This is a genomic window from Pseudarthrobacter sp. GA104 (assembly GCF_009741265.1).
Lineage (GTDB): Bacteria > Actinomycetota > Actinomycetes > Actinomycetales > Micrococcaceae > Arthrobacter.
The window spans coordinates 3,139,667-3,164,898 of the sequence record NZ_WOWL01000001.1 but is presented as its reverse complement, the minus strand read 5'-3'; the positions used below and the strand labels follow the sequence as shown (position 1 = coordinate 3,164,898).

At 66.4% G+C, this 25,232-nt stretch carries 22 protein-coding genes; 9 read left to right on the top strand and 13 right to left on the bottom strand.

What is annotated here, in order from left to right; translation table 11 throughout:
• Positions 1-5: 5 nt before the first annotated feature.
• The 5 genes from paaD to GK109_RS14385 form a co-directional block, all read right to left on the bottom strand.
• The gene (paaD, locus tag GK109_RS14405; protein ID WP_157242970.1) at positions 6-539 is read right to left on the bottom strand and encodes a 1,2-phenylacetyl-CoA epoxidase subunit PaaD; all 534 of its coding nucleotides are present in this window, start codon (positions 537-539) and stop codon (positions 6-8) included.
• Between the two features lie 11 nt (positions 540-550).
• Complete coding sequence (gene paaC / locus GK109_RS14400) at positions 551-1,444, bottom strand: 1,2-phenylacetyl-CoA epoxidase subunit PaaC (RefSeq protein WP_370460596.1); 894 nt, start codon at positions 1,442-1,444, stop codon at positions 551-553.
• Entirely contained in the window at positions 1,441-1,821 is a 381-nt protein-coding gene (gene paaB / locus GK109_RS14395; RefSeq protein WP_157241410.1) for a 1,2-phenylacetyl-CoA epoxidase subunit PaaB, read from the bottom strand. Before paaB ends, paaC begins: the two co-directional genes overlap by 4 nt.
• Positions 1,818-2,834 carry a 1,2-phenylacetyl-CoA epoxidase subunit PaaA gene (paaA, locus tag GK109_RS14390; RefSeq protein WP_157241408.1) on the bottom strand — a complete coding sequence of 339 codons (1,017 nt, stop codon included), beginning with the start codon at positions 2,832-2,834 and terminating at the stop codon, positions 1,818-1,820. The genes paaB and paaA overlap by 4 nt, the downstream gene beginning before the upstream one ends.
• 133 nt (positions 2,835-2,967) lie before the next feature.
• Positions 2,968-5,073 (bottom strand): putative bifunctional diguanylate cyclase/phosphodiesterase, encoded by a 2,106-nt coding sequence (locus GK109_RS14385; protein ID WP_370460784.1) that lies wholly within the window; start codon positions 5,071-5,073, stop codon positions 2,968-2,970.
• A gap of 331 nt (positions 5,074-5,404) precedes the next feature.
• Between GK109_RS14385 and GK109_RS14380 the strand changes: the two genes are divergently transcribed.
• The 3 genes from GK109_RS14380 to GK109_RS14370 all read left to right on the top strand — a co-directional run bounded on the left by GK109_RS14380 (position 5,405) and on the right by GK109_RS14370 (position 8,023).
• Positions 5,405-6,424, top strand: a complete 1,020-nt coding sequence (locus GK109_RS14380) for a hypothetical protein (RefSeq protein ID WP_157241404.1) — start codon at positions 5,405-5,407, stop codon at positions 6,422-6,424.
• A gap of 354 nt (positions 6,425-6,778) precedes the next feature.
• On the top strand, positions 6,779-7,330 hold the full coding sequence (locus tag GK109_RS14375) for an iron transporter (RefSeq protein ID WP_157241402.1): 552 nt from the start codon (positions 6,779-6,781) through the stop codon (positions 7,328-7,330).
• Positions 7,331-7,393: 63 nt separating this feature from the next.
• The gene (locus GK109_RS14370; RefSeq protein ID WP_231754866.1) at positions 7,394-8,023 is read left to right on the top strand and encodes a hypothetical protein; all 630 of its coding nucleotides are present in this window, start codon (positions 7,394-7,396) and stop codon (positions 8,021-8,023) included.
• A gap of 1,002 nt (positions 8,024-9,025) precedes the next feature.
• Here GK109_RS14370 and GK109_RS14365 read toward each other — a convergent pair.
• Positions 9,026-11,875: an FAD-binding and (Fe-S)-binding domain-containing protein gene (locus tag GK109_RS14365; RefSeq protein WP_157241400.1), complete on the bottom strand. Its 2,850-nt coding sequence runs from the start codon at positions 11,873-11,875 to the stop codon at positions 9,026-9,028.
• Positions 11,875-13,602 carry an L-lactate permease gene (locus GK109_RS14360; protein WP_157241398.1) on the bottom strand — a complete coding sequence of 576 codons (1,728 nt, stop codon included), beginning with the start codon at positions 13,600-13,602 and terminating at the stop codon, positions 11,875-11,877. Before GK109_RS14360 ends, GK109_RS14365 begins: the two co-directional genes overlap by 1 nt.
• A gap of 136 nt (positions 13,603-13,738) precedes the next feature.
• Here GK109_RS14360 and GK109_RS14355 point away from each other — a divergent pair, with 136 nt between their 5' ends.
• Complete coding sequence (locus GK109_RS14355; RefSeq protein ID WP_370460595.1) at positions 13,739-14,434, top strand: GntR family transcriptional regulator; 696 nt, start codon at positions 13,739-13,741, stop codon at positions 14,432-14,434.
• Positions 14,435-14,447: 13 nt separating this feature from the next.
• Here GK109_RS14355 and GK109_RS14350 read toward each other — a convergent pair whose 3' ends face one another.
• The 3 genes from GK109_RS14350 to GK109_RS14340 all read right to left on the bottom strand — a co-directional run bounded on the left by GK109_RS14350 (position 14,448) and on the right by GK109_RS14340 (position 18,581).
• A complete protein-coding gene (locus GK109_RS14350; RefSeq protein WP_157241394.1) occupies positions 14,448-15,173 on the bottom strand; it encodes a FadR/GntR family transcriptional regulator in 726 nt (241 codons plus the stop codon).
• 123 nt (positions 15,174-15,296) lie between these two features.
• Positions 15,297-16,667, bottom strand: coding sequence for an FAD-binding oxidoreductase (locus tag GK109_RS14345; RefSeq protein ID WP_157241392.1), 1,371 nt, complete (start codon positions 16,665-16,667; stop codon positions 15,297-15,299).
• Between the two features lie 90 nt (positions 16,668-16,757).
• Positions 16,758-18,581, bottom strand: coding sequence for an L-lactate permease (locus GK109_RS14340; protein ID WP_370460594.1), 1,824 nt, complete (start codon positions 18,579-18,581; stop codon positions 16,758-16,760).
• Positions 18,582-18,805: 224 nt separating this feature from the next.
• Here GK109_RS14340 and aceB point away from each other — a divergent pair, with 224 nt between their 5' ends.
• The gene (gene aceB, locus GK109_RS14335; RefSeq protein ID WP_157242968.1) at positions 18,806-20,422 is read left to right on the top strand and encodes a malate synthase A; all 1,617 of its coding nucleotides are present in this window, start codon (positions 18,806-18,808) and stop codon (positions 20,420-20,422) included.
• A 292-nt stretch (positions 20,423-20,714) separates the two neighbouring features.
• Positions 20,715-21,323 (top strand): flavodoxin family protein, encoded by a 609-nt coding sequence (locus GK109_RS14330; protein WP_157241388.1) that lies wholly within the window; start codon positions 20,715-20,717, stop codon positions 21,321-21,323.
• Positions 21,324-21,392: 69 nt separating this feature from the next.
• Here the strand turns inward: GK109_RS14330 and GK109_RS14325 are convergent, their stop codons facing one another.
• Positions 21,393-21,767, bottom strand: coding sequence for a cupin domain-containing protein (locus GK109_RS14325; RefSeq protein WP_157241386.1), 375 nt, complete (start codon positions 21,765-21,767; stop codon positions 21,393-21,395).
• A gap of 235 nt (positions 21,768-22,002) precedes the next feature.
• Between GK109_RS14325 and GK109_RS21925 the strand changes: the two genes are divergently transcribed.
• Entirely contained in the window at positions 22,003-22,149 is a 147-nt protein-coding gene (locus tag GK109_RS21925; RefSeq protein ID WP_197432470.1) for a hypothetical protein, read from the top strand.
• A gap of 62 nt (positions 22,150-22,211) precedes the next feature.
• On the opposite strand, the gene GK109_RS14320 is transcribed toward GK109_RS21925, so the two are convergent.
• Entirely contained in the window at positions 22,212-22,553 is a 342-nt protein-coding gene (locus GK109_RS14320) for a YciI family protein (RefSeq protein WP_157241384.1), read from the bottom strand.
• 73 nt (positions 22,554-22,626) lie between these two features.
• Between GK109_RS14320 and GK109_RS14315 the strand changes: the two genes are divergently transcribed.
• Positions 22,627-23,118 carry an SDR family NAD(P)-dependent oxidoreductase gene (locus tag GK109_RS14315; protein ID WP_231754865.1) on the top strand — a complete coding sequence of 164 codons (492 nt, stop codon included), beginning with the start codon at positions 22,627-22,629 and terminating at the stop codon, positions 23,116-23,118.
• Here GK109_RS14315 and GK109_RS14310 read toward each other — a convergent pair.
• Positions 23,115-24,638, bottom strand: coding sequence for a SulP family inorganic anion transporter (locus GK109_RS14310; protein ID WP_157241382.1), 1,524 nt, complete (start codon positions 24,636-24,638; stop codon positions 23,115-23,117). The two genes, GK109_RS14315 and GK109_RS14310, sit on opposite strands and share 4 nt — an antisense overlap.
• A gap of 181 nt (positions 24,639-24,819) precedes the next feature.
• Between GK109_RS14310 and GK109_RS14305 the strand changes: the two genes are divergently transcribed.
• Entirely contained in the window at positions 24,820-25,197 is a 378-nt protein-coding gene (locus GK109_RS14305) for a MerR family transcriptional regulator (protein WP_157241380.1), read from the top strand.
• Positions 25,198-25,232 lie beyond the last annotated feature (35 nt).

The following is a 25,232-nucleotide window of genomic DNA, read 5'->3' as shown; positions in this document are numbered from 1 at the left end:
CTTCCTTACAGCACTTTGAAGTAGTCGAACGGTTCCTTGCAGTCCTGGCAGACGTACAGCGCCTTGCAGGAGGTGGAGCCGAAGCGGGTGAGCTCTTTGGTGTTCAGGCTGGCGCACTGCGGGCACTTGACGGCCATTTTCAGGCGGATGGGCCCGGCGTGGCGTGCCGCGTGGCTCATGCCCGTGGGCGGTGCGATGCCGTATTCCCGCAGCTTCTGCTTGCCGGCTTCCGTCATCCAGTCCGTGGTCCAGGCCGGGGCGAGGACCAGGTCCACCTCCACGTCCGCGTAGCCTTCCTGGGCGAACGCGGTCTTCAGGTCGTCGCGGATGGCGTCCATGGCCGGGCAGCCCGAGTACGTGGGCGTAATGGTGACTTTTACGTGGTCAGTCCCGTGTTCCTTCGTCACTGCGACATTCCGCAGGATCCCCAGGTCCTCGATGCTGAGCACCGGGATTTCCGGGTCCACAACCGTGGCCGCGATGTCCCAGGCCTTCTGCCGCGGCGTCTGGGTCCTCGACTCGAAATCGGAAATGTACATGTCCATGACGGTCACCAGCTTGCTCCGGGGTGTTCGCGGGCCAGCACCTGCATCTCGGCCAGGATGTAGCCGAGGTACTCGGAATGCCTGCCCTGCCGGCCGCCGCCGGGTGCAGCGGGAACGTCCGGGACCTCCAGCCCGGCCTCGGCCAGGACTTCGCCGGTCAGCCGGTCAAAGTCCTCCTTGAGCGAGGAAGGCGCGACGGCGATGCCCGCCTCCGTGAGGCGGCCCGTCAGGTCGTCGTCGCGGAAGAGTTCCTCAACGTACGGCCACATGATGCGCAGGCCGTGGATCATCCGGGTACGGGATTCCTCCGTGCCGCCGGCCAGGCGCAGGATCCACTGGGCGGCGTGGTCGCGGTGGTAGTCCACTTCCTTCACGGCCTTCGCGGCGATGGCGGCCAGGGTGGCGTCCTTTGATTCGGTCAGCTTGCCGTAGAGGAGGAACTGGTAGTAGCTCACCACGAACTGGCGGGCAATCGTGGCCGCGAAGTCGCCGTTGGGCTGCTCGAACAGCTGGACGCTGCGGAACTCGTGCTCGCGGCGGAAGTAGGCGAGGTCATCCTCGGACTTGGGCGTTCCGTCCTCTTTTGTGAGGGCGCCGCCGGCGTAGCTGAGGAAGGAGCGGGCGTGGCCCAGCTGGTCCAGGGCGATGTTGCCCAGGGCGATGTCCTCCTCCAGCTCGGGTGCGCGGGAAATCCAGTGGCCCAGGCGCTGGGCCAGGATCAGGGCGTCGTCGCCCAGGCGCAGCGCGTACTCGGCGGTGTCTTCGGACGGCTTGGCCAGGCCGGTGCGGACCTCGAGCGCGATATCCTCCGGGCGGAGCGCGTTGCCTGGGGTGATGCGGGTGGCGGAGGCGTTGCTGTCGCCGGCCACGCCGGTGGAGATGTCGCCGTGGCCGCTCACAGGTGCTTCACCCCTTCGCTCTTGGTGTAGTACGTGGCGTGGCGGTAGTCCTTGCCCTGGGGCGATTCGAAGAACGAGCCCTTGGCGTCCGGATCGCTGGCGGCGATGGCATCCGCGGGGACAACCCAGATGGACACGCCCTCGTTGCGGCGGGTGTAGAGGTCCCGGGCATTGCGCAGGGCCATGGCGGCATCCGGTGCGTGCAGGGAGCCGGCGTGGACGTGGCTCAGGCCGCGGCTGGACCGGACGAAGACCTCCCAGAGGCCCCAGGCGGAGCGGTCGTGGTGCTCCTGCGGAGCCGGGGATGCCTTCGGGGCGTCGCGGTTGATTTCCGTTGCCGAGCTGGCGGGGGCTTCGGGGTTGCCGTGGGGGGTCATGCTGCGTATTCCTTCGTCGTCATTGACTGCTTTGCTGCCTGTTTTGCTGCATAGGCGGCCGCTGCCTCGCGGACCCACGCGCCGTCGTCGTGCGCCTGCCTGCGGCGCTCAAGCCGCTGGGAGTTGCAGGGGCCGCGGCCGGCGAGCACTTCGTGGAACTCGTGCCAGTCCAGCGGGCCGTGCTCCCACTTCTTCGTGTCCTCGTTGTAGCGGATCTGGTCATCCGGGAGGGTGAGGCCCAGGACCCTGACCTGCTCCACCATCATGCCCACGAAGCGGCTGCGGAGTTCGTCGTTGCTGAAGCGCTTGATGTTCCAGGCCATGGACTGCTTGGAGTTGGGCGAATCGTCATCCGGCGGGCCGAACATCATCAGGGCCGGGGCGTACCAGCGGTTCACGGCGTCCTGGGCCATCTGCTTCTGCGCGGGGGTGCCGTTGGAGAGTTCCAGCAGGATCTCGAAGCCCTGGCGCTGGTGGAAGGACTCTTCCTTGCAGATGCGCACCATGGCGCGGCCGTAGGGGCCGTAGGAGGCGCGGCACAGCGGGACCTGGTTGCAGATGGCAGCGCCGTCCACCAGCCAGCCGATGGCGCCCATGTCCGCCCAGGTCAGCGCGGGGTAGTTGAAGATGCTCGAGTAGCGGGCCTTGCCGGCGATCAGCGCGTCCGTCATCTCGTCCCGGTTCTGGCCCAGGGTCTCGGCGGCGGAGTAGAGGTACAGCCCGTGGCCGGCCTCGTCCTGGACCTTGGCCATGAGGATGGCCTTGCGCTTCAGGCTGGGGGCGCGGGAAATCCAGTTGGCCTCCGGCTGCATGCCGATGATCTCGGAGTGGGCGTGCTGGGAGATCTGGCGCAGCAGGGTCTTGCGGTAGGCCGCAGGCATCCAGTCCCGGGGCTCGATGCGCGAGTCCTCGGCGATAACGCGGTCGAAGTTGGCCTGGCCCGCCGCGTCTGCCGTTTCGCTGGTTCCAGCCGTTCGCTCAGCCGGCACTGACTGCAAGTTCTGCGCTGCCATGGTTGCTCCTATGCAAAGACCTTCGGGGGCGGTCGGAATTATTTACCGACCGTTCGTTCAGGATATGCGGGAGCGCCGGACCCCGTCAAGCGCCGGGCATGCGGTGCGCCGGCAGCTTCGCGTGGATCGGGGACTAGGGTTCCAACGTGTCCAGGGTGGCCGCGGGGAGGTTGCCGGCCGGCTGGGGCCGGCCGTAGAGATACCCCTGCTGGTGGTCGCAGCCGATGCTGTTCAGGTAATCAGCCTGCTCCCGGGTTTCAATTCCTTCGGCGGTTACCGTCATGCCGAGGTTGTGGGCCATGTCCACCATCGAGATGATGATTGGTGAGTGCGCGTCCGGCCCGGCAATGCGGTGCGTAAACGATTTATCGAGTTTGACCGCGTCCACGGGCAATTCCTGCAGGCGTCCGAAAGATGAGTAACCGGTGCCGAAATCGTCAACGGCAATCCTCACGCCATGCCGGCGCAGTTCCGCCAACTGGGCAATGACCCCGCACTCCTCTTCCAGGAAGACGCTCTCCGTGACCTCAAGGACAAGTTGCCCGGGGTTGATCCCGGCGGTCCGCAGAATTTCCAACACCGATTCCGCGTAGTCCACATCGCGGAGCTCCAGCCCGGAGACGTTGACGGCGATGCTGCGCTCGGCGTCAGCGCCAAGCCAGGCGGCCATGTCCGCGGACACCTTGGTCAGCATCATGGTCCCCAGGTCCCGGATCAGGCCGGTCGCTTCTGCATGGGGTATGAAGTCAGACGGCAGCCGTATCCCACCCTCATGCTGCCAGCGGGCCAGCGCCTCCACTTGGCAGACCTCCCCGGTCCGCGCCACCACAATTTGGTAGAAGGGCACGATCGCGTCGCCGGCAATTGCCTTCCGGAGATTGTCCTGCAGGGCCGCGCGTTCGACGAGTTTGCTCATCATCCCGGGGTCGAAGCGGACGAAACGGTTCTTGCCTGCAGACTTTGCAGCATACATAGCGATATCCGCTCGCCTCAGAAGGTCCACTCCACCGTCCTGATCGGAACAATTTGAACCACATCCCGCAATTCCGACGCTCAGGCTGACGGCAAGTTGGACCCCGCCCACGTCAATGGGACGCTGGGCCAGGTCAACGAGCCTGCCCGCGACCGCTTCCGCGTCACTCCCGCCAGGGAGGAGCACCACGAACTCATCTCCGCCAATCCTGGCAACAATGTCCTCCCTGCGAACCACGCCGCGGATGCGCCGTGCCAGCTCGATGAGCATCCCGTCCCCGCACTGGTGACCGTGGACATCATTGATTTCCTTGAAGTCGTCCAGGTCCAGCAGCAGCAGGGATAATTCCTGGGCGCCTGCCGCAGCGGCCTTCCTCAGCTCGTCGTTGAAGAGTGCCCGGTTGCCGAGTCCTGTCAGGGCATCCGTGAACGCTAGCTTCCGCAGTTCATCGGCCCTGCTGGCAAGATCTTCAAGGGCCCGGTCGGCTTTGATTTCGGCCTGGCGCCGGGCAGTGATGTCCCGGAAACTCCAAACGCGCCCGACGATCCGGTCCGCGATCATCTGCGGACGCGAAAACCGCTCGAACACCCTGCCGTCTTTGAACTCCAGGATGTCCAGACTTTCGGCCTGCGGGCGGTCGTACAGCTCACGCACCTTTGCCAGGAACGCCTCCGGCTCCTGCAGTTGGTCAACGACCAGGCCGATGACTGCCTGGTCGTCATGGGTAGCCAGAATGGTGCGCGGGATCCTCCACATGGAAGCGAAATTGGCGTTGATGCCGGTAATGCGGCCATCCAGCCCGACCACCAGCAACCCGTCAGCGGTGGACTCCAACGTCGCATTTAGAAGGGAAACCAGGTTCTGCAGGTCGGCCGTTCCGCCCTCGTTCTCCCGCAGTTCGCGGATGGTCAAAACAACACAGGGTTCCTGCCCCGTCCCGGCAAAACCGACTTCCACAGAAAAGCTGTGGCCCCCTACCCACTGTCCCCGCGTATGGAATACTCCGGCGTCCCCGGCGGGACCAGCCGCCGGGCACACATCAGCCGTTATCCGGGTGTGCCACTCCGGAAGCAACGACGTTATGGGTATTCCCTCAAGGCTTCCGGAACTACGCCCGAACAACGCCCCCGCGAAAGGATTGGCCGAGATAATGACACCGCTTTTGCGTTCCAGAACAAGAATTGCGCACCTGGCCAGCTCAAAGATCCTCTGAGCCGAAATATCCGGGCGAACAGCCGCTGCATGACCGTCCACGTATCCTCCCATACCCATAAACAGTTGCTGTCAAAGGTAACCTACTCCCGGGTAGTAGCGAACAGCGTCGGCTCCCGAAGCCAGCACCCCATCACCTCCTGCGAAAGGTGCTCGGCCACGGTCTGTAATGTCTACGAAATGTCCCGCCCGGCCTACACCGCGCACATATACTGGCCACGCCCTACCGGGCCTAATGACAGCCTAAGGTCTCCTCACGTCGGCGTTTGGGCGCCGCCGACTGCTCCCAGCCCGCACACAGTTTTCCTGCATCGCTCGACGCCGGGCCTCCATGAAACCGGTGTTTGCACGGACGTCGGATGCCGACTTCTAAGAACGGATGATCATGAGACGGTTCCTGGTATTGATGAGTGCTGTTGCGCTGGCCTGCCTTGGCATGCCAGCGCTGGTTCCTGGTACGGCCCAGGCCGCACCGGGGCCGTGCATAGGCGCACCTGCAGCCGACGGGACGAGCTACGCCGAAACGCGGCAGTTCGTGGACACCCAGGCATGGTGGGTGCCGGAAGCGGATCAAGCAAACAACACCACCACCAACTCCGGCCACCTGCACCTGGGGGCGTGCATACCTGAGCGCGAAACGATCAGTTCGGGCAACCTCACCGTCAAAGTGAGGGTGGTTCTCCACGACAACCCCGGCAAGGCGAACTACGTCTCCATGGTGTTCAAAACCTCAGACAATGAAACAACCGTCCAAAAATGCTACTTGCGGGCCACCGCGGCAAACTTCAGCTGCCCGGGGCCTGCAAGCAACGGCAAAGGCGATTTTGTGTGCTCCGGCACCTGTGAGCGGTGGCTGACGTTCTCGCAGCCGATCTCTTCGTTCAACCATTCCGGCCTGCAGGAAGTCCGCTTCCGCGCGTTCGTCCCGGAGCCGGACAGCAAGCAAATGGTCGCCAGCTTCAACTGGCAGGTGGGCATCCAAAACGGAAAGTCCCCGTCGAACGTCTCGAGGTACGCCTTCCTGCGCGGCAAGGGCTGGTACACGCACGCCGAGTACTGCGAGGCCTCGGTCCGCAGCCTCCCCCTTCCCGACGGCCCGGTTTCAGGCATCTGGACGCCAGTAGTGGGGCTCACCACCCATCCTGACGGCTCACTCCCGGCCACCCGCTCATTCATCGCGATCGACCCGGACTTCCATGCGTCCCCGGCACGCCCCGGAACCGTACTGCGGGACGCCGCCGGCCCCTACGGGCCCGAACCTTTTGGGGCCGCTCCCCTGTCCATTGACACCCGGACCCTGGCCAACGGCGTGCACAAGCTGCACCTGCGCACATCGTGCCGCGACAACACGCTGGGTTCAACCAACTCCGGCGTGACGGTGATTCCCTTCACGGTGGCCAACTGACGGCACCCATGTCCGCCGAGTTCAGGGACGGATAGTTGGAGGTGCTGAGGTAGCGGGCCTTGCCGGGCGAGTAGGCAAGGCCCGCTGCCTGCGGAAGCAACGCTCTCTCACTTGATGCGGCCTTTCGCCCAACGCTCCTGCACCCCGCCGTAACACTTAGCCGAATTAGCGCATGGAAAGTTTGCATAATTCACTGGGACGGGTAATCTTCCTAATTAGGTAAGGCTAACCTTGGCGTACGCGGCAAGGCCCGCTGCCCCTGCCTACCCTCCCCATGCGGGCCTTATTAGCGTCCGCACTTGTTACAGCACCCCAACCAAAGGACTTACGTTGCTTCGTCATGCCCTGGCCGCAGTGGTCACCCCCCTTGTCCTCCTCGCCCTGACCGGTTGCGGCACCCAAGCCGCCGCCAACACCCAAGCCGCAAAGGAAGATGCGTTCACGGTTCCCGCCGGCGTTCAGGAGCAGTACCAGGTACTGGCCGATGAGCTTGCCGAAAAGGGCAAGACCGTCGAGTCCGGGGAATGGACCGTCAATCTGATCACCGAGGCGGCCGAGCCGTGGTTTGACGAGCACGGTACGCATTTCCGTGCGCCGGAAGCCGGCGAGACCCACCACATCGAGATCATTCCTGTCGAGGCCTCGACCGGCAGGATCGTCCCCGACGTGCCGATCACGCTGGAGGTGGTAGACGCCCAGGACAAGGTGGTCCAGTCGATGGAACTGAATTTCTACTACTCCACCTTCTATCACTACGCCAACAACTTCACCGTGCCGGAAGCAGGGACCTATACAGTGCGCGCCACCCTCGGCGTCCCCGCGTTCAACCGCCACGGCGAAGAGTCCGACACGCCGCCCCTGATTGAGGGCACCACCGTGGAGTTCAAAGACGTCGAGCTGAGCTAGGTTCCACATGTCACTTTCCACCCGTTCGCGGCGCTTCGGCGGGCGGCGAAGCCGGGTTCGGCGATGACAGGCGTGGCGCTCCGGCCGGGCACGCCGGAGGCGGGCGCCCCGGAAACAGGACCGGCGCGCCCGCCGGCACCGTTGTCACGCCGCCACAGGCAGCGACTGGTCCTCCTCGGGGTGCTGTGCACGGCCGGATGGCTGGCTTCGGTGCTCGTGGGGCATTACGTGGACTGCGGGCCGGAACTCCACCGGATCGGCCTTGCCGTTCACATCCTCGCCCTGGTGCTGTCGTTCGGCACCATCCTGGTGGTCGACTGGCTGGGACTGCTGTGGCTGCTTGGCAAGATGGAAATGCACGAGTCCGGGAAGCTTGAGGCCGCCGCAAAGCCGCTCATTTGGGGCGGCCTCGCCCTGCTGCTGGTTTCAGGCGCCCTGATCAGCCCTGACCTGACCAGCACGGTCACAGTGGTCAAACTCGTGGCCGTCCTAGTGCTGATGCTCAACGGCCTCAGCATCGCACCGGCCATGCACCGGCTGCTTGCGCTCCCGCCGAGCACACGCTTCAGCGAGCTGACAAAGAGGCTGCGGCTTCGACTCCTGATCGCACTGACCGTTTCCCAGACCTGCTGGTGGACTGCAGTGCTCATCGGCCTCATCAACAGCACGCTGCGTCGCTGGGCAGGCGCCTGACGCGCTCTATCAATCCGGCCAATCCGGTACTTCCCCCGCACCGGCGCGCACCGCCGTCGTGCGTTCCTGCCCGGTTACCTTCCTGGCACGGGGTGCGGCGCGCCGAGGACGACGGCGGCGCGTCGCACCTCTGGACCGCCCCTCGCCAGACAGCAACTGGGCAGGAACGCGCCCACGCGGCTTCATCCATACTTCGTAGCAAGCCCCCCGAGTGCAGCCCTCAGGTTCTGGGACGCGTTACGGGGGCGTTACAGTCTACGCTGCAGCTTGGCGAATGAGCCAGCTGACGCCGGTATTCCTGCGGACATGGAAGCGCCCCGATGTTATTGGGGGATACATCGGGGCGCCTGGAAAAAGCATAGGTCCGGGGTTTATTCAAATCAAATGCCAAACCCGTACGGCGGGGCGAAGGATATGGCCCAACCCCCAATAGGATTCCGAGGCCATATCCCCGCCGGTCCGTGGGTCCCTGCAGGGGCGCGAAAACGTTGTTTTCTGCACAGTGGATCCCATGGCGCCGGCATACCTGCGCACGATGGCGAGGTGCCTATTGGCGGGGGGTGGAGGGCAGTCGTGGCCATGCGGACAGCGGCGCGGTCACAGACGGGACCCCCGGGAAACTCTGAGAGGCCGCTGCATGACCTCTCAGAGAATACCAAGTCGGCAGCCCTGCGTGAAACGTCACCGCTCCGCCCGGCTGACGCGGCAGCCGCGCGCCGTCGTCGTGCGTTCCTGCCCGGGCGCCCTCCCCGCCCCCGTGCAACGCGCCGCGAACGACGGCGTGTCCCGCTTTTGGAGGGTGTCTCCCCGAATGCAACTGGGCAGGAAGGTACGGCTGGCCGCCAAACGCTCGATCACTTACTGCGGCTTTTTCCCGAACGCTTTTTCACCTCCCGCACGGCGACTGATAGAGGGTCGGTCAAAAACACACGTCAAGTGATAGAGGGTCGGTCAAAAACACACGTCAAGTGAGAGAGCGTCCCGGGCGGGGGTGGGTGGGGGTTACCGGGTCACCTCTTCCAGCAGCTCCAGCACATGCCGGTACTGTTCGCCGGTTGCCCGGGTCATGCCCAGTTCGCAGGTCCGGTTGCAGGAGGCATGGGCCGCCGCCCCCATTTCCGCGACTTCCTCCCCCTGCTTCCGGGTGGCGGACGCGGTGAGCTCGGGGTGGAGCATGCCCCGGTCCCCCGCGAACGCGCAGCAGCCCCAGTTCACCGGAACATCCACCTTCTCCGCCACCGCAGCCGCCACCGCATCCAGGGAGCCGTTGATCCCCATGCGCGTGGAGGAGCAGGTGGGGTGCAGGGCCAGCGACTCGAGCTTTGCGTGCTCCGGCAGCTTGGGCAGGATGTGCTCGGCGGCGAAGTCCACGGCGTCCACGATCCGCAGCGGCCGCTGGCCCGCCAGCGGAACGTCCGACTCCACGGCCTGGCGCAAGCCCTCGGTGCAGGAGGACGCATCGCAGACGATGGCCAGTTCGCCGTCCCGGGTGGCCTCCCGGAGCGCGGCGATGGTTTTCTCCTGCATGGTCGCCTGGCCGGCCACCATGCCCTTGGAGGACCAGGGGGTGCCGCAGCAGAGCCCGTCAATGCCCGCCGGCACCAGCAGGGTGATGCCCGCGCGCCCGCACAGCTGCTCGAAGCTGTACTGGACGCCGCGGCCTGCAGACGCGCCGGCAGAACCTGCCTGGCCTGGGCCGGCCTGGCCCGCCGGCCCGAACATCGTCCCCACGCACGCGGGGAAGTAGACGGCGTCCGGCGCCCCGTCCGGCGTCGGACGCTTCCGCACGGAACCGCCGCCCGGCAGCTCCGGCGAGTGCAGCGGCACCGTGTCCGTCCCCAGGACCGCCCGGGCGGCCTTGTTGGGCGCGGCCACGGCCGCAGCGGGCAGCTTGTCCACCACGGTCAGGGCCAGCGAGGCGCCGCGGGTGACGCCTTCCCAGTGCTTCGCCGCGGCGTTCCAGGCGCCGTTCGCCACGGGCCCGGCATCCGAACGCCTGATCCGCTTCACCAGCAGGCCGGTGTTGATGTCCACGGGACAGGCGGTCTGGCACATGCCGTCCACCGCGCAGGTCTGCACGGACTCGTAGTCGTAGTCCTTTTCCAGCTGCTTCACCAGCGCCGTGTCCCCGGCCAGGCGCGCGGATTCGATGGCGCGCAGGGTGACGATCCGCTGCCGCGGCGTCAGCGTCAGGTCCTTGCTGGGGCACACCGGCTCGCAGTAGCCGCAGGAGACGCAGCGGTCCACCTCCTCCGCCACCGGCGGCGCCGTCTTGATGTGGCGCAGGTGCGCCTGCGGATCGTCGTCCATGATGACGCCCGGGTTCAGCATCCCGGCCGGATCGAACAGCTGCTTGATCCTGCGCATCACGCCGTACAGTTCGTCCCCGTACTGCCGCCGGACGTAGGGCGCCATCACCCGGCCGGTGCCGTGCTCGGCCTTGAGCGAGCCGCCTTCGCCCAGGACCAAATCCACCATGTCCTCCGTGAACGAGCTGTACCTGTCCAGCTCCTCGGCCGTGGCGAACCCGTCCGTGAGCATGAAGTGGACGTTGCCGTCCTTCGCGTGGCCGAAGATCACGCTGTTGCTGTAGCTGTACTTGTCGAACAGCCCGATCAGTTCCCGGCACGTCCGGCCCAGCGCCGGCACGGGCACCACAATGTCCTCCAGGAGGGCCGTGGTCCCCTGCGGGCGGGCGCCGGCCACCGAGGCGTACAGGCCCTTGCGGAGGTGCCAGAGCCCGGCCCGCGCCGCGGCGTCACCGGTGAACCGGGCCTCGGCCGAGAGGTTCAGCCCCGCCAGGACGCCCTCGCCGCCCAGCCGCAGGGCGGCCAGTTCGTCCGGCCCTTCGGCCGAGTATTCAACCAGCAGCGCGGCGTGGTCCCGCACCACAAGATCGCGTACGACGGCGGGAGTCCCCTTCAGCGCCTGGCCCACCTTCAGGGACAGGGCGTCCATGAGTTCCACCGTGGCCGCGCCGGTCCCCACCAGTTCCGGCAGCGCCGCGTTCGCGGCCTGCAGGTCCGGGAAGACCAGCAGGCCCGTGGCGGCGTGCTGCAGCCGCGGGATGGTGCGGAACACCGCCTCCGCCACGAAGCCCAGCGTGCCTTCGCTGCCCACGATCAGGTGGGCCATGATGTCCACCGGGGTGCTGTGGTCCAGCAGCGAGTTCAGGCCGTAGCCCATGGTGTTCTTCATGGAGAACTGCTGCCGGATCCGGCGCACGGACTCGCTGTTGCCGCGCACCCGGGCGGCCAGCTGCGCCAGGCCTTCGTACAGTTCCGGCTCCAGCGTCCGCAGCTTCTGGTCCGCGTCCGGCGCCCCGGTGTCGATGACCGTGCCCGAGGGCAGCACCACCGTCAGGGACTCCAGCGTCCGGTAGGCGTTGTCCACGGTGCCGCAGTTCATCCCGGACGAGTTGTTGGCCACCACCCCGCCCACCGTGCAGGCCGCCTCGCTGGCCGGATCCGGGCCGAACTTGCGCCCGTACGGTGCCAGCCGCGCGTTCAGCGCCCGCACGGTGACGCCCGGCTGCACGCGGACCCGCGCGCCGCCGTCGAGCACTTCAACGTCCCTGAAGTTGCGCCGCACGTCCACCAGCACGCCGTCGGTGACCGCCTGGCCGCTGAGGCTGGTGCCGCCCGAGCGGAACGTCAGCGGGACGCCCTGCTCAGCGCTCGCGCGCAGGAGCCCGCCCACGTCCGCCGCGCTGCCGGCCGTCACCACGGCCTGCGGGATGAGCAGGAAGTGCGAGGCGTCATGGGCATTGGCATGGAGGTCGATGGCCCGGGTTTTGACCTGGGCGGGATCATTGACTGCCGCGCGGAGGCCGGCGAGGTCCAGGGACACCATCAGGGAACCATCCAGCCCAGGACGGGGGTGGACTGCAGGAAGATCAGCACGGTGATGAGGGCCAGGAGGCCCAGGCTCCAGCCGACGAGCTTGCGGAAGAGGGTCCCCTCGGCGCCGTCAAGGCCCACCGCTGCCGAGGCGACAGCCAGGTTCTGCAGCGACAGCATCTTGCCCATCACGCCCGCGGAGGAGTTGGAAGCTGCCATCAGCACCGGCGACAGTCCGGTCTGCTGGGCGGCGGTGGCCTGCATCTGCCCGAACAGCGAGTTGGAGGAGGTGTCCGAGCCGGTCAGGGCAACACCGATCCAGCCGATCAGCGGCGAGAGCAGGGCGAAGAAGCCGCCGGCCGAGGCGAGGGCGAAGCCCAGCGTGGTGGTCTGGCCGGACAGGTTCATGACGAAGGACAGTCCAAGGACGGCGGTCACGGTGACGATGGTCCACCGGAGCTGCACCAGGGTGTCCCGGTAAATGCGCAGGCCCTGCGATGCGGTGATCTTGTAGAGCGCCATGGTGATGATGCCGGAGAGCAGGAGCAGGGTGCCGGTGGCCTTGAGGTGGTCCAGCTTGAACTTTGTGGCCGCCACGGGCTTGCCGGCGGAATCGGTGATGTCCAGGCCGGGCCAGGCGAACGTCACGCTGCCAACCTGGCTCAGCCATGCCTTGACCGCGGGAATCTGGGCCACCGAGAAGACCGCGATGATGATCAGGTAGGGGGCGATCGCCATCCAGATCTGGCGCGGCGCGGGCCGGGAGTTGTCAGTGGGAATGCTGGCGCCGGCTGCGGCGGCGGTTCCTGCGGCCGGGGCAGCCGGTCCGCTTGTTGACCCGGCGGAGCGGGCACCCGCGCGGGCGCCGGCCCCAGCATGCGCGGCTTCCGGAGCAGCCTCCACGGCACCTCCGATGCCAACGTTTTCTGCCGGCTGCCAGACCTTCAGCATCAGCAGGACGGCGGCCACGGTGACGACGGCGGCCACCACGTCCGTCAGTTCGACGGCGAGGTAGTTGGAGGTGACGAACTGCGCGGCCCCGAAGGCAGCGCCGGCCACCAGGGCAACGGGCCAGGTCTGCTTCAGGCCGCGCTTGCCGTCCACGATGAAGACGAGAAGCAGGGGCACGATCAGGGCGATGAAGGGCGTCTGGCGGCCGGCCATCGAGGACAGGTCATGCAGCGGCAGGCCGGTGACGCCGTTCAGGGCGATGATCGGCGCGGCCATGGCACCAAAGGCCACCGGTGCGGTGTTGGCCAGCAGCGAGACCACGGCCGACTTCAGCGGCTTCATGCCCGCCGCCATCAGCATTGCCGCCGAGATGGCCACGGGGGCGCCGAAGCCGGCCAGGGACTCCAGCAGCGCGCCGAAACAGAAGGCGATCAGGATCGAGAGGATCCGCAGGTCGTTGGAAATGGACCGGATGGTCCGGCCCAGCACTTCAAACCACGGCGTGGCCACGGTGAGCCGGTAGATCCACAGCGCGTTGACCAGGATCCACAGGATGGGGAACAGGCCGTAGAACATGCCGGCGGCGGTGGCGGCCAGGGCCTGGCCGGCGGGCATCCGCCAGCCGACGACGGCCAGCACGAGGGACAGCGCCAGGCTGGCCAGGGCCGCTATGGGGGCCTTGACCTTGAAGACGCCCAGAAGGACGAAGAGCAGGATGAGCGGAAAAGCCGCGCAGAGGGCTGAAATCAGTAGGGACCCGGCGATGGGGTCGAGGATCTGCTGAAACATGTGTCTCCAGATTGTGTTAGGCGTCACAACTCCGTGGCGCCCTCAAATTGTCTAACAAGTACACATGACGGTCAAGTGCAGATGCTGACTTGTCTGGCAAAATAAGGAAACGGGGACAGTTTTGGGAGGAACGCCAGTGGCCGGACGTGTTGCAGCAGTCTCGATCGTGGATGCGATCGCCGCGGATTTGCGGAGCCGCGTCTTCTCCGGCGAACTCGGCTCGGGCGTGGCGCTCACCGAGACGGACGTGGCGTCTTCCTACGAGGTGGCCCGCCCCACCGCCAAGGCCTCGATCGAGAAGCTCGTCGCCGAGGGGCTGCTGGACCGCGGCACCCACAAGACCGCGCGGGTGGTGGACCTGGGGCCGGAATCCGTCCGGGACATCTACCTGGCCAGGGCATACCTGGAAAGCGAAGTGCTCCGGCGGCTGGCGTCCGGCCGAACGGTGCCGGCGAGTGCCGTGCAGGCCAATAACGATATTGCGGCATTGAAGACCGGCGCACCGCTTGACGTTGTGGAACCGGACATGCGGTTCCACACCAGCCTGATTGACGCGGTGGGCAACCAACGCATCAGCCGCATGTACCTGTCGCTGGTGGGCGAAGTCCGGCTATGCATGTCCCGCGTGCAGTCGCTGCACCTCCTGGATACCGCCCTGATCCAGGCCGAGCACCAGAAGCTCCTGGAACTGATCGAGGCCGGCCGCGGGGACGAAGCCGCGCAGCTGCTGGACGTCCACCTTGGCCGCGCCCGCGAACGTCTCGTGGCCGCCATGGGAGGCACGCCGGGGCCGGAAGCCGACCTGCCGCCGTCGGACGCTGCTGCCGGCTAGGCACCGGGCATGCTCAGGAGCGGGCCCTGGCCGTCTGCTCGTGGAGCCAGCCAACGTGGCGGCGGAGCAGGTCCGCGGCAAGGTCCGCGTTCCGCGCTTCCACGGCATTGAAGATTGCGTGGTGGTGCGCCCTCAGCTCGGCGAGGACCACCGGCCACTGGCCCAGGGCCGCAAGGGCGTCCTTGATATAGCCGCGGATGGAGCCGCTGAGGGAATCCATGATGGTTTCGATCACCGCGTTGCCTGCCAGGGCACTGAGGGCCAGGTGGAACTGCGCGTCCAGGGCGTGGAATGTTTCCGGATCGATGTCCGGGGCATCCATCGCCAGGAGCAGTTCCCTGGCCCGCTCGATACCCTCAGGGTTGTCCTTTTCGGCCGCGGTCCGGGCCGCCCAGGTTTCCAGGAGGATGCGGGCCTCGACGATGTCTGCCACGGGAAGCCGGCTGCTGGCGACGTGCAGGCGGAGGGTGGAGGACAGTCCAGCCGACGGCTCTGAGACAATGACGGCGCCGGATTTGGGGCCGGACTTGTTCGAGCTGCGGAGGATCCCCATGGCGTCGAGGAGGCGCATGGCTTCGCGGACGGAGGCGCGGGAGATGCCGTAGGTTTCCGCCAGGATGCGTTCTCCGGGAAGCTGGTCCCCTGCCTTGAAGCGCCCGGAGCGGAGGCCCGCTTCGACGTCGTCCAACAGGACATCGTAGGTCCGCTTCGGTGAAGATTCCGCTGCTGATTCCGCCATGCTTCCATCCTGCCCTACGGGACCAACATCACTGCGTTCGCGCCGGCGCGCGGACGGCGGAAAGGGGTAGCGGAACCGGCGCCGCCACCCCTTTCCTCCCCGGCCGCCGCGGCGGCCGGACTGCTAGATCGCCTTGCCGGGGTTGAGGATTCCCTGGGGGTCGAAGACATTGCGGATGGCGCGCTGGAGTTCGAGCGAGGTTCCGCCCAGCTCGTCCTCGAGCCAGTCGCGCTTGAGCAGGCCGACGCCGTGCTCGCCCGTGAGCGTGCCGCCCAGGCGCTGTGCCAGGTAGAACATGTCGCCAAGGGCTTTTTTGGCGGGTCCATCGGTGATGGATTCGTCCGGTTCAACGACGATCATCGGGTGGAGGTTGCCGTCTGCCGCGTGCGCCACGTTGAAGATCCGGACGCCGGTCTTTCGGGAGATGTCTTCCAGGCCGGCGAAGACTGCCGCCAGCCTGTTCCGCGGCACGCCGATGTCGCAGATGGAGACACGGCCGAGCTTCTCAAGCGACGGGATCGCTTCCCGCCGGGTGGCCACGAGCGCCTCCGCTGCCGCCGCGTCCTCCGCCTTCTCGATGTAGCTGGCGAACGGTTGGATGGCCTGGAGGAGGACATCCTGTTCGAGGAAGGCGCCGTAGCCGTCGGTCTGCGCCAGGAGGAAAGCGCCGCCCTTGGACCGGTGGCTGGTGCCGTGCGCCGCATCAACGGCTTCCAGGGTGGGGCCGTCCATGAGTTCCAGCACCGAGGGCTGCAGGCGCGCGGCGATGATGGCAGAGGCAGCCAGGGCGGCGGCATCCACATCCGGGAAATAGGCGGCAACGGTGGCGGTCTGGACCGGCCGCGGCCGCAGGCGCAGGGTGGCCTCCACCACCACGCCCAGTGTTCCTTCGGAACCGATCATCAGGGCGTTCAGGTCATACCCCGTCACGCCCTTGATGGTGTTCCTTCCCGTGCGCAGCACCCGGCCATCGGGCAGGACAACACGCAGCGCCAGGACGGATTCCCGGGTGACGCCGTATTTTGCGCACCACATGCCGCCGGCGTTGGTGGCGATGTTGCCGCCGATGGAACAGATGGCCGTGCTGGCCGGATCCGGGGCGTAGAAGAGTCCGTGCTCCCGGGCGGCGGCGTTCACCTCCGCGTTGATGACGCCGGGTTCAACCACCGCCAGCTGCTCCACCGGGTCGATGTGGAGGATCCGGTTCATGCGGGCCATGTCAAGGACCACTTCACCTGCCCGGGCTGACGCTCCGGCGGCCAAGCCCGTCCCGGCCCCGCGGGGAACAACCGGCACGTTGTGGGCCGCCGCCAGTTTCATGGTGGCCACCACCTCCTCCGTGCTCGTGGCGTAGACGACGCCGTCAGGGAGGCTGGGAGGAACGTAGCCGGAGCGGTCCGTGCTCACCCGGACACGTTCGTCCAGGTCCGTGGAAGCATGTGCGCTTGCGGTGAGAAGCGCCGCTGATGCTGTTGCAACTGCCGATGTACTCATGGAAGGGAAACCTCTTTGTTTCTGTGGGCATGGGGCCGGGGGCTGACGCACTCCCCCGGCCCTTTTTCATTTGTAAGGGCGGCGGGGTGTTTAGGGAACCATCCAGCCAAGTACCGGTGTCGACTGCAGCAGGACCAGGAGGATCATCACGGCCAGGAGCCCAAGGCTCCAGCCCAGGAGCTTCCTGAAGAGTGTGCCTTCGGATCCCTCCAGGCCCACCGCGGCCGCTGCCACTGCCAGGTTCTGCAGGGACAGCATCTTGCCCATGACGCCGGCGGAGGAGTTCGCCGCCGCCATAAGGACCGGAGGCAGTCCGGTCTGTTCGGCTGCGGAAACCTGGAGCTGGCCGAAGAGGGAGTTGGACGACGTGTCGGAGCCGGTCAGGGCGACGCCGAGCCAGCCGATCACCGGCGAGAGGACGGCGAAGAATCCGCCGGCGGAGGCGAGTGCCAGGCCCAGGGAGGTGGTCTGCCCGGACAGGTTCATGACGAAGGACAGGCCCAGGACGGACATCACGGTCACGATGGTCCACCGCAGCTGCTTGAGGGTTTCCCCGTAGATGCGGAAGCCGGCGGCTGCCGGGATGCGGTACAGGGCCATGGTGATCACGCCCGAAATCAGCAGGAGCGTGCCGGTGGCCTTGAGGTGGTCGAACTTGAACTTCTGCGCCGCGACGTGCTTTCCGTCTGCGTCCACAACATCCAGGCCCGGCCAGGCAAAGCTCACGCTTCCGGCCACGCTCAGCCAGCTCTTCACCGCCGGGATCTGGGCGATTGAGAAGATGGCCATGATGATCAGGTACGGGGCGACGGCCATCCAGATTTCCCGCTGCCCCGGCCGCTGTGCCGTGCTGCCGGCAGGCGCCATGACCCGGGTGGTTGCTGCTGCGGAGACGGCCTCGGTCACCGAGGCGGAGGCCGGAACCCTTCCCGAGGAGGGGCGGGCGGGCGAACCCTGTGAGCCATAGCTTCCGCTGGGCCTGTGCGTTCCGCTGGCCCCGTCTGTGCCATTGCGGCCGTCCGTGACGGGGCCCGAGGCGAGCTCATCCTCGTCCGGCTCCGAACCGCTGACCGGCCCGGACATCTCAATGATTTCACGGGGCTGCCACACACGGAGCATCAGCAGCACGGCCGCCACCGTGGCTACGGCCGCCACCACGTCCGTGAGTTCGACGGCGAAGAAGTTCGAGGTGATGAACTGGAAGATTCCAAACACGGCGCCGGCCACCAGGGCAACGGGCCAGGTCTGCTTCAGGCCGCGCTTGCCGTCCACGATGAAGACGAGCAGCAGGGGCACGATCAGGGCGATGAAGGGCGTCTGGCGGCCGGCCATCGAGGACAGGTCGTGCAGCGGCAGGCCGGTGACGCCGTTGAGGGCGATGATCGGCGCGGCCATGGCACCAAAGGCCACCGGCGCCGTGTTGGCGAGCAATGAGACAACAGCGGACTTGAAGGGCTTCATGCCCGCCGCCATCAGCATTGCGGCGGTGATGGCCACCGGTGCGCCGAAGCCGGCCAGGGACTCCAGCAGTGCGCCGAAGCAGAAGGCGATCAGGATGGAGAGGATGCGCAGGTCATTGGAGATGGACCGGATGGTCCGGCCCAGGGCATCAAACCACGGCGTGGCCACGGTGAGCTTGTAGACCCAAAGGGCATTAATCAGGATCCACAGGATGGGAAAGAAGCCATAGAAGGCGCCGGCGGCCGTGGCGCTGAACACCTGGTCCAGCGGCATCTGCCACACGACCGCCGCCAGGACGATGGACAGCAGCAGGCTGGCCAGCGCAGCTTTGGCGGCTTTCACGCGGAAAACGCCCAACAGGACAAACAGGAGGATCAACGGCAACGCCGCACAGAGGGCTGACAGGCCCAAGGAACCCCAGAGAGGGTCCACGACTTGCTGGTAAGTGCTCACAAAAAACTCCTTTGTGTTTGGAGCAGGAAGGTGGAGGAAACGCGGACGGGGATGAAGTTCCAGTGAAGTTCCACGATGTGAGAGAAGGATTTCTTCAGGTGGATCCGAGACTACGGATCGGTCAGACCATTAGTCAATGGTCTGACCGATTTACTTTTAGGCATTGTTTTTTCGCCTGGCAGAACATATTGTCCATAATGCGAAAACTCATCGAAAGGACCGCAATGACCCTGACCCGGATCACCAACCCGCCCTTTGACCGCGCCTCCGAGATCCTTACGCCGGAAGCCCTGGAGTTCCTCGCTGAACTCCACAGCCGTTTTGCCGCCGAACGCGACGCCCGCCTGGAATCGCGGCATGCCCGCCGCGCGGAAGCCAGCCGGACAGGAACCCTGGACTTCCTCCCCGAGACAGCCGCCGTCCGGCAGGGTGACTGGACAGTGGCTCCGGCCCCTGCCGCCCTCCAGGACCGCCGGGTGGAAATCACCGGCCCCGCCTCCCCCGCCAAGATGGCAATCAATGCCCTGAATTCGGGTGCAAAAGTATGGCTGGCAGACCTTGAAGATGCCAGCTCCCCCACGTGGTTCAACGTCATCGACGGCCAGCTCTCGCTCTATGACGCCGCCCGCGGAACGCTGGCCTACTCGTCCCCCGAGGGCAAGACCTACGCCCTCCGCACTGACGAGCCCACCGCCGTCGTCATTATGCGTCCCCGCGGGTGGCACATGGAGGAGCGGAACCTGGAGTTCGACGGACGGCCCGCCGTCGGAGCCCTGGTGGACTTTGGGCTGCACTTCTTCCACAACGCCAGGCAGCTCATCGACAACGGCCACGGCCCCTACTACTACCTGCCCAAGATGGAAAGCCACCTCGAAGCCCGGCTGTGGAACGACATCTTCGTTTACGCGCAGGATGCCCTCGGGCTGCCGCAGGGGACCATCCGGGCCACCGTCCTGGTGGAAACCATCCCCGCGGCCTTTGAAATGGATGAAATCCTGTACGAACTGCGCGACCATGCGTCCGGCCTCAACGCCGGCCGCTGGGACTACCTTTTCAGCATCATCAAGTATTTCCGCGATTCCGGCCCGAAGTTCACGCTTCCGGACCGCGCGGCTGTATCCATGACGGTTCCGTTCATGCGGGCCTACACCGAACTCCTGGTCAAGACCTGCCACCAGCGCGGCGCCTTCGCCATGGGCGGCATGGCAGCCGTCATCCCCAACCGCCGCCAGCCGGAAGTCACCGAGGAGGCCTTCGCGAAGGTGCGGGCGGACAAGACCCGCGAGGCCAACGACGGCTTCGACGGCTCCTGGGTTGCGCATCCGGACCTGGTGCCGATCTGCATGGAAGTGTTCGACGGGGTCCTCGGAGACGCCCCCAACCAGGTGCAGCGGACGAGGCCCGAGGTCCAGGTCACCGCGGAGCAGCTGCTCGATATTGAATCGGCGCCGGGCGAGGCCACCGAGGCCGGCCTGCGGGGCAACCTCTACGTGTCCGTTGCCTACACGGCCGTCTGGTTGTCCGGCAACGGGGCGGTGGCCATCCACAACCTGATGGAGGACGCTGCAACCGCGGAAATTTCCCGGTCACAGGTGTGGCAGCAGATCCGGAACGCAGCCATCCTGGCGGACACGGGCAACACGGTGACACGGGAACTGGTGGAGCGCCTGCTGGCCGAGGAAACCCAAAAACTCCGCGGTGAAGTGGGTGAAGACCTGTTCAGCCGGTATTACGAGCCCGCATCGCAGATTATTTCCGGGATCTGCCTTTCGGAGGAGTACACGGACTTCCTCACCACTCCGGCGTACGACCTGCTCGAATCCGTTGTAGCTGCGCGGTAAAGGACCTGCCGGACACCAACGGAACCGGACACCAAAAAGCGCGGGCCGCCCCCTTTGGCTGGAGGGCGGCCCGTGCGTTTTCCTTTTCAACGACGAGCGCTCCTCGTGGACGATGACCTCGTGCCCTTCCTCGCTGATCGCGGGCCCGGTCATGACCTTGCCGCGGTTGGCGTCCCGCCAGCCTCCCCTCCCGACCAGACGGGAGAGCACCACCGGCCGGCAGTCCTTTTCGCCGCCGGCTACGAACCACGAAGCGGCACCAGGAAAGATCCACCGACGGCAAGGAAAACTGATGGCTGACCTCACTGCATTCGCCCTAGTCTGCTCCCTGACCCCCTCGCCCGAGCCCTCGAGCAGCGAACTCATGGCCCGCCACGTGCTGGACGAGCTTGCAGCGCACGGGGTAAGCGGGAGTTCCGTGCGGGTGGTGGACCACAACGTGATGCCCGGCGTGCAGGTGGACATGGGCGCCGGCGACGCCTGGCCCGGGATCCGCGGGAAGATCCTGGCGGCGGACATCCTGGTCCTGGCCACCCCCATCTGGATGGGCCACCCCAGCAGCATCACCCAGAGGGTGCTCGAACGGCTGGACGCAGACCTCGCCGAGACGGACGACGACGGCAGGCCCGTCATGTACGGGAAGGTGGCGGTCGTGGCGGTGGTGGGCAACGAGGACGGAGCCCACAAGACGGTCGCGGACACGCAGCAGGGGCTGAACGACGTCGGCTTCACCATTCCCGCCCAGGGCGCCACCTACTGGGTGGGCGAGGCCATGCAGACAGTGGATTACAAGGACCTGGACAGCGTGCCCGAGAAGGTCGCCGCCGCCACGGCGGGGGCCGCACGCAACGCTGCGCACCTGGCCAGGTACCTCACCTCGGCGCCATATCCTGCCGGGTAGGAGCCGGCCCGGGAGTGCCCCGTCGGGCCGGCGGTGGCCCGTCCGCGAAGCGGGCGGAGGGCCCCGGGATCAGGCGGGCTTTGCGAAGATCGCGGCGCTCATGACTTCGTAGCCTACGAATGCCTCGTCACCCTCCACCCAGGCATCGTGGCCGGCCGGAATGGTGTAGGCGTGGCCGGGGCTTACCGTGGTCCGCGTCCCGTCCTCCATTTCCACGGTGAGCGTTCCGGCGGTGCAGATCCCCACGTGGTTCACCTGGCAGGTGTCCGTGTGGACCACGGTTTTTACGGTCTCGGACCACCGCCAGCCCGGCTCGAACGTGAACCGTCCCAACGTGGCGTCGCCCAGGTTGACCACGTCCACCTGGGTCTTCGGCGGGCGGCGCTTTTCATCGGGTTCGTCAAACGACTTTGCCTCAAGGGCGTTTACTGTTACTCCGGCCATTTCGATTCTCCAGACAGGGAGGGCTTGGACTGTTCGTCCGGGGCGCCCAGACCGCTCCGGGGGGCGTTGGCTGGCCGACGCGCGCTGCGTCAACACCGCCAACAGTGGCACCCAGCGCTATCAGCGTGCGCCCCACGCGTGCAGAGTGTCAATACTTGCCGCCGGGGGCCCCCGGCGAAGGAATTTGCCTGGCCGCCCGGGAACCCCGCACGGACATTCCGGCTAGGATTCCGGAATGGGACTAATAATCACACTGCTTGTTGTCTGGCTTGTTCTGTCCATCCTGGGCTTCGTCATTAAGGGCCTGGTGTGGCTGGCCGTCGTCGGCCTGGTGCTGTTCGTGGCCACTGCCGTCTGGGGCTGGCTGAAGCGCAACGCCTGACGCCCCCTGAGGTGGGGCGCCCGCTGAGGTGCGGCGCCTGCTGAGGTGGGGTGCCGCCGTCGTCAGCTCGCGGGGTCGTACTGGAACTCCCTGAGTTCCTGCGCGCAGCGGCAGGCGACGGCAATCTTTGCGGCCCACTCCAGGGCTGCCTGCCGCGAGGGCAGCTCGAGGATGGTGTAACCGCCGTTGGGTACGGTGTGGCCCGGGTAGGTGCCCTCGGTGACGGTGCCGTCACCGGCCACGAGCACCGGGGCAACGGCCTCGTTGATCCCGCCGCCGAAGACGTACACTCCCGCCGCTTTGGCCTCCTCAATGACGGCATGGGAGTCTTCCACCACCGCTTCGAACTCCTCCTCGGGGACCACCATGGCCTCACCGGGGAACGAGATCAGGTACTTCGTCATTCGAGGACTCCTCTGCTTCGGCGGCATGATCCGGCCCTACCCAGCGGCACCACTTTTGGCGCCCAGCCCGATTATGGCCCCGGCGCCGCACCTCCGGTCAAGGCCCCACTGCTCCACCGGACCCGGCCGGGCACTCGCCCGGGCGGTGCTCGCCCACGGGCACAACGCTGGCTACTCCGCCACGAAGGCAGCCCTGGAAGGGCTGTCCGGATCGCTCCGCAAGGAACTGCAGCCCCTCGGCATCAGCGTCACGCTCATTGAACCCGGTGCCTTCCGCACCGACTTTGCCGGGCGCTCCCTCACCCAGTCGGCGACGCCGATCGCGGACTATGCGGAGACGGCTGGCAAGCGGCGCAAGGAAAACGACACCATCCACGGCACGCGGCCGGGCGACCCCGCCAAAGCAGCCGAAGCGATCGTGGCCATCGCCGAAAGCCCCAATCCGCCGTCGCTCGCTGTACTCGGCAAGGAAGTGGAAGCGTTCGCCGCCGTCGCCGAAGCCGAGCGCGCGGAACTGGAGCAGTGGCGGGACCTCAGCCTCAGCACGGATATGGCCTCACCCTAGCTCCCGGCACCGAGCTTCCCGCCGAGGCGCTCGCGCATGGTGGTGCTGGCCTCGTTGAGGCCGATGATCTTCACGTCCTTGCCGTGGTGCCGGTACTTCTCAGTGATGGCATCCAGTGCTGCGATGGTGGACGCGTCCCAGAGGTGCGAGGCGTGCATGTCGATCACCACATGCTCCGGGTCCAGCGCGTAGTGGAACTGGGTGTAGAGGTCGTTGGACGAGGCGAAGAACAGCTCACCGTTGACCGCGTACGTGGCGGTTTCGTGGCCGTCCGTGGCGGTGACGGTCCGTTCCACCGTGACGAAGTGGGCCACGCGGCGGGCGAAGAGGACCATGGCCACAAGCACCCCGACGCCGACGCCGATGGCCAGGTTGTGCGTGGCAACGGTGACGATCACGGTGGCCACCATGACCATCGTTTCGCTCTTGGGCATCATCTTCAGCGTGCGCGGGTGGATGCTGTGCCAGTCGAACGTGGCCCAGGAGACGAAGATCATCACGGCGACCAGTGCGGCCATCGGAATGACGGAAACGACGCCGCCGAGCGCCACCACCAGGATCAGCAGGAAGACGCCGGCCAGGAAAGTGGAGATCCGGGTGCGGGCGCCGGAGGCTTTGACGTTGATCATGGTCTGGCCGATCATGGCACAGCCGCCCATGCCGCCGGTGAAGCCGGTGACGATGTTGGCCACGCCCTGCCCCCAGGCCTCGCGGCTCTTGTGGGAGCGGGTGTCCGTGATGTCATCCACCAGCTTGGCGGTCATGAGGGACTCAAGGAGCCCCACGAACGCCACGGCCAGGCCGAAGGGAAAGATGACCTGCAGGGTCTCGAGGGTGAACGGAACGTTCGGAATGAACAGCGACGGCAGCGAGTCCGGCAGCTCGCCCTTGTCCCCCACCGTGGGAACGGTGATGGACGCCAGGACGGTGATGAGGGTGAGGACCACGATGGCCACGAGCGGAGCGGGGACGGCCGTGGTGAGTTGGGGCAGGCCGAACACGATAACCAGGGCCAGCGCCGCCAGCGGGTACACCAGCCAGGGGACGCCAAGCAGCTCGGGAACCTGGGACATGAAGATCAGGATGGCAAGGGCGTTGACGAAGCCCACCATCACCGAACGCGGAATGAAGCGCATCAGCTTCGCTACACCGGACAGGCCCAGGATGATCTGGAGAATACCGCCCAGGATGACGGCGGCGATGAAGTAGTCCACGCCGTGGGACTTCACCAGCGGGGCGATCACCAGGGCGATGGCGCCGGTGGCGGCGGAAATCATGGCCGGTCGCCCGCCGACGAAGGCGATCGTGACGGCCATGGTGAAGGATGCGAAGAGACCCAGCCGGGGATCGACGCCGGCGATGATCGAAAAGGCGATTGCTTCGGGGATCAGCGCCAGGGCAACCACAAGGCCGGCGAGGACTTCGGTTTTGAGCCTTCTGGGCGATTTGAGGGTCTCCCGGACAGACTGAAGCTGTTCCGGCGTGTAGGCGGGGGCATCCGCGGCGGTCGTGGCGGCCATTGCTGGCTCCGTTCATGCTCAGAAAGGCGCACGCATGGAGCGCCCTCACATTTTCGAAAAGATGAAGGGGCGCAGCCTCGCGCCGGGATGCCGGGAGTCCGCACAGGCGTCTCACCGACCAGAAACAACTCTACCCTAACGTGATGGTAGGGTTGAACGCGGACATTACGGAGGCCCACGCATGACAGCACGAACCGGTACTTCCACCATGCATATCGGAGAGTTGGCGGAACGGACAGGATTGTCCCTGCGCACCATCCGCCATTACGACGACGTGGGGCTGCTTCCAGCCACGGCCCGCACCGACGGCGGCTTCCGGGTCTATTCAGAGGACGACTTCGAGCGCCTCATGGTGATCAAGCAGATGAAGCCCCTGGGGTTCTCGCTGGAGGAAATGGCCGACATCCTCGAGCTGTTCGCCCCGCAGGAAGCAGGCACCGACGACGCGCGGGCCAAACGCGCGGGGTACCTGGAGAAGGCCGTCACAGAACGCGCCAAAATGGCCCGCAACCTGGCCCAGGCCGACGAGCTCATCGAACGGCTCAGCGGCCGGGGCTGACGCTTTGCAGCACTGATCCGCGCAGGCGGGCTGCC

What these genes read in the sequence shown, in the direction of transcription:
- paaD (WP_157242970.1), bottom strand. Translation starts at nt 539, where the DNA reads ATGTACATTTCCGATTTCGAGTCGAGGACCCAGACGCCGCGGCAGAAG.
- paaB (WP_157241410.1), bottom strand. Translation starts at nt 1,821, where the DNA reads ATGACCCCCCACGGCAACCCCGAAGCCCCCGCCAGCTCGGCAACGGAA.
- paaA (WP_157241408.1), bottom strand. Translation starts at nt 2,834, where the DNA reads ATGGCAGCGCAGAACTTGCAGTCAGTGCCGGCTGAGCGAACGGCTGGA.
- GK109_RS14385 (WP_370460784.1), bottom strand. Translation starts at nt 5,073, where the DNA reads ATGGGAGGATACGTGGACGGTCATGCAGCGGCTGTTCGCCCGGATATT.
- GK109_RS14380 (WP_157241404.1), top strand. Translation starts at nt 5,405, where the DNA reads ATGAGACGGTTCCTGGTATTGATGAGTGCTGTTGCGCTGGCCTGCCTT.
- GK109_RS14370 (WP_231754866.1), top strand. Translation starts at nt 7,394, where the DNA reads ATGACAGGCGTGGCGCTCCGGCCGGGCACGCCGGAGGCGGGCGCCCCG.
- GK109_RS14365 (WP_157241400.1), bottom strand. Translation starts at nt 11,875, where the DNA reads ATGGTGTCCCTGGACCTCGCCGGCCTCCGCGCGGCAGTCAATGATCCC.
- GK109_RS14360 (WP_157241398.1), bottom strand. Translation starts at nt 13,602, where the DNA reads ATGTTTCAGCAGATCCTCGACCCCATCGCCGGGTCCCTACTGATTTCA.
- GK109_RS14350 (WP_157241394.1), bottom strand. Translation starts at nt 15,173, where the DNA reads ATGGCGGAATCAGCAGCGGAATCTTCACCGAAGCGGACCTACGATGTC.
- GK109_RS14345 (WP_157241392.1), bottom strand. Translation starts at nt 16,667, where the DNA reads ATGAGTACATCGGCAGTTGCAACAGCATCAGCGGCGCTTCTCACCGCA.
- aceB (WP_157242968.1), top strand. Translation starts at nt 18,806, where the DNA reads ATGACCCTGACCCGGATCACCAACCCGCCCTTTGACCGCGCCTCCGAG.
- GK109_RS14330 (WP_157241388.1), top strand. Translation starts at nt 20,715, where the DNA reads ATGGCTGACCTCACTGCATTCGCCCTAGTCTGCTCCCTGACCCCCTCG.
- GK109_RS14325 (WP_157241386.1), bottom strand. Translation starts at nt 21,767, where the DNA reads ATGGCCGGAGTAACAGTAAACGCCCTTGAGGCAAAGTCGTTTGACGAA.
- GK109_RS21925 (WP_197432470.1), top strand. Translation starts at nt 22,003, where the DNA reads ATGGGACTAATAATCACACTGCTTGTTGTCTGGCTTGTTCTGTCCATC.
- GK109_RS14320 (WP_157241384.1), bottom strand. Translation starts at nt 22,553, where the DNA reads ATGACGAAGTACCTGATCTCGTTCCCCGGTGAGGCCATGGTGGTCCCC.
- GK109_RS14315 (WP_231754865.1), top strand. Translation starts at nt 22,627, where the DNA reads ATGGCCCCGGCGCCGCACCTCCGGTCAAGGCCCCACTGCTCCACCGGA.
- GK109_RS14310 (WP_157241382.1), bottom strand. Translation starts at nt 24,638, where the DNA reads ATGGCCGCCACGACCGCCGCGGATGCCCCCGCCTACACGCCGGAACAG.
- GK109_RS14305 (WP_157241380.1), top strand. Translation starts at nt 24,820, where the DNA reads ATGACAGCACGAACCGGTACTTCCACCATGCATATCGGAGAGTTGGCG.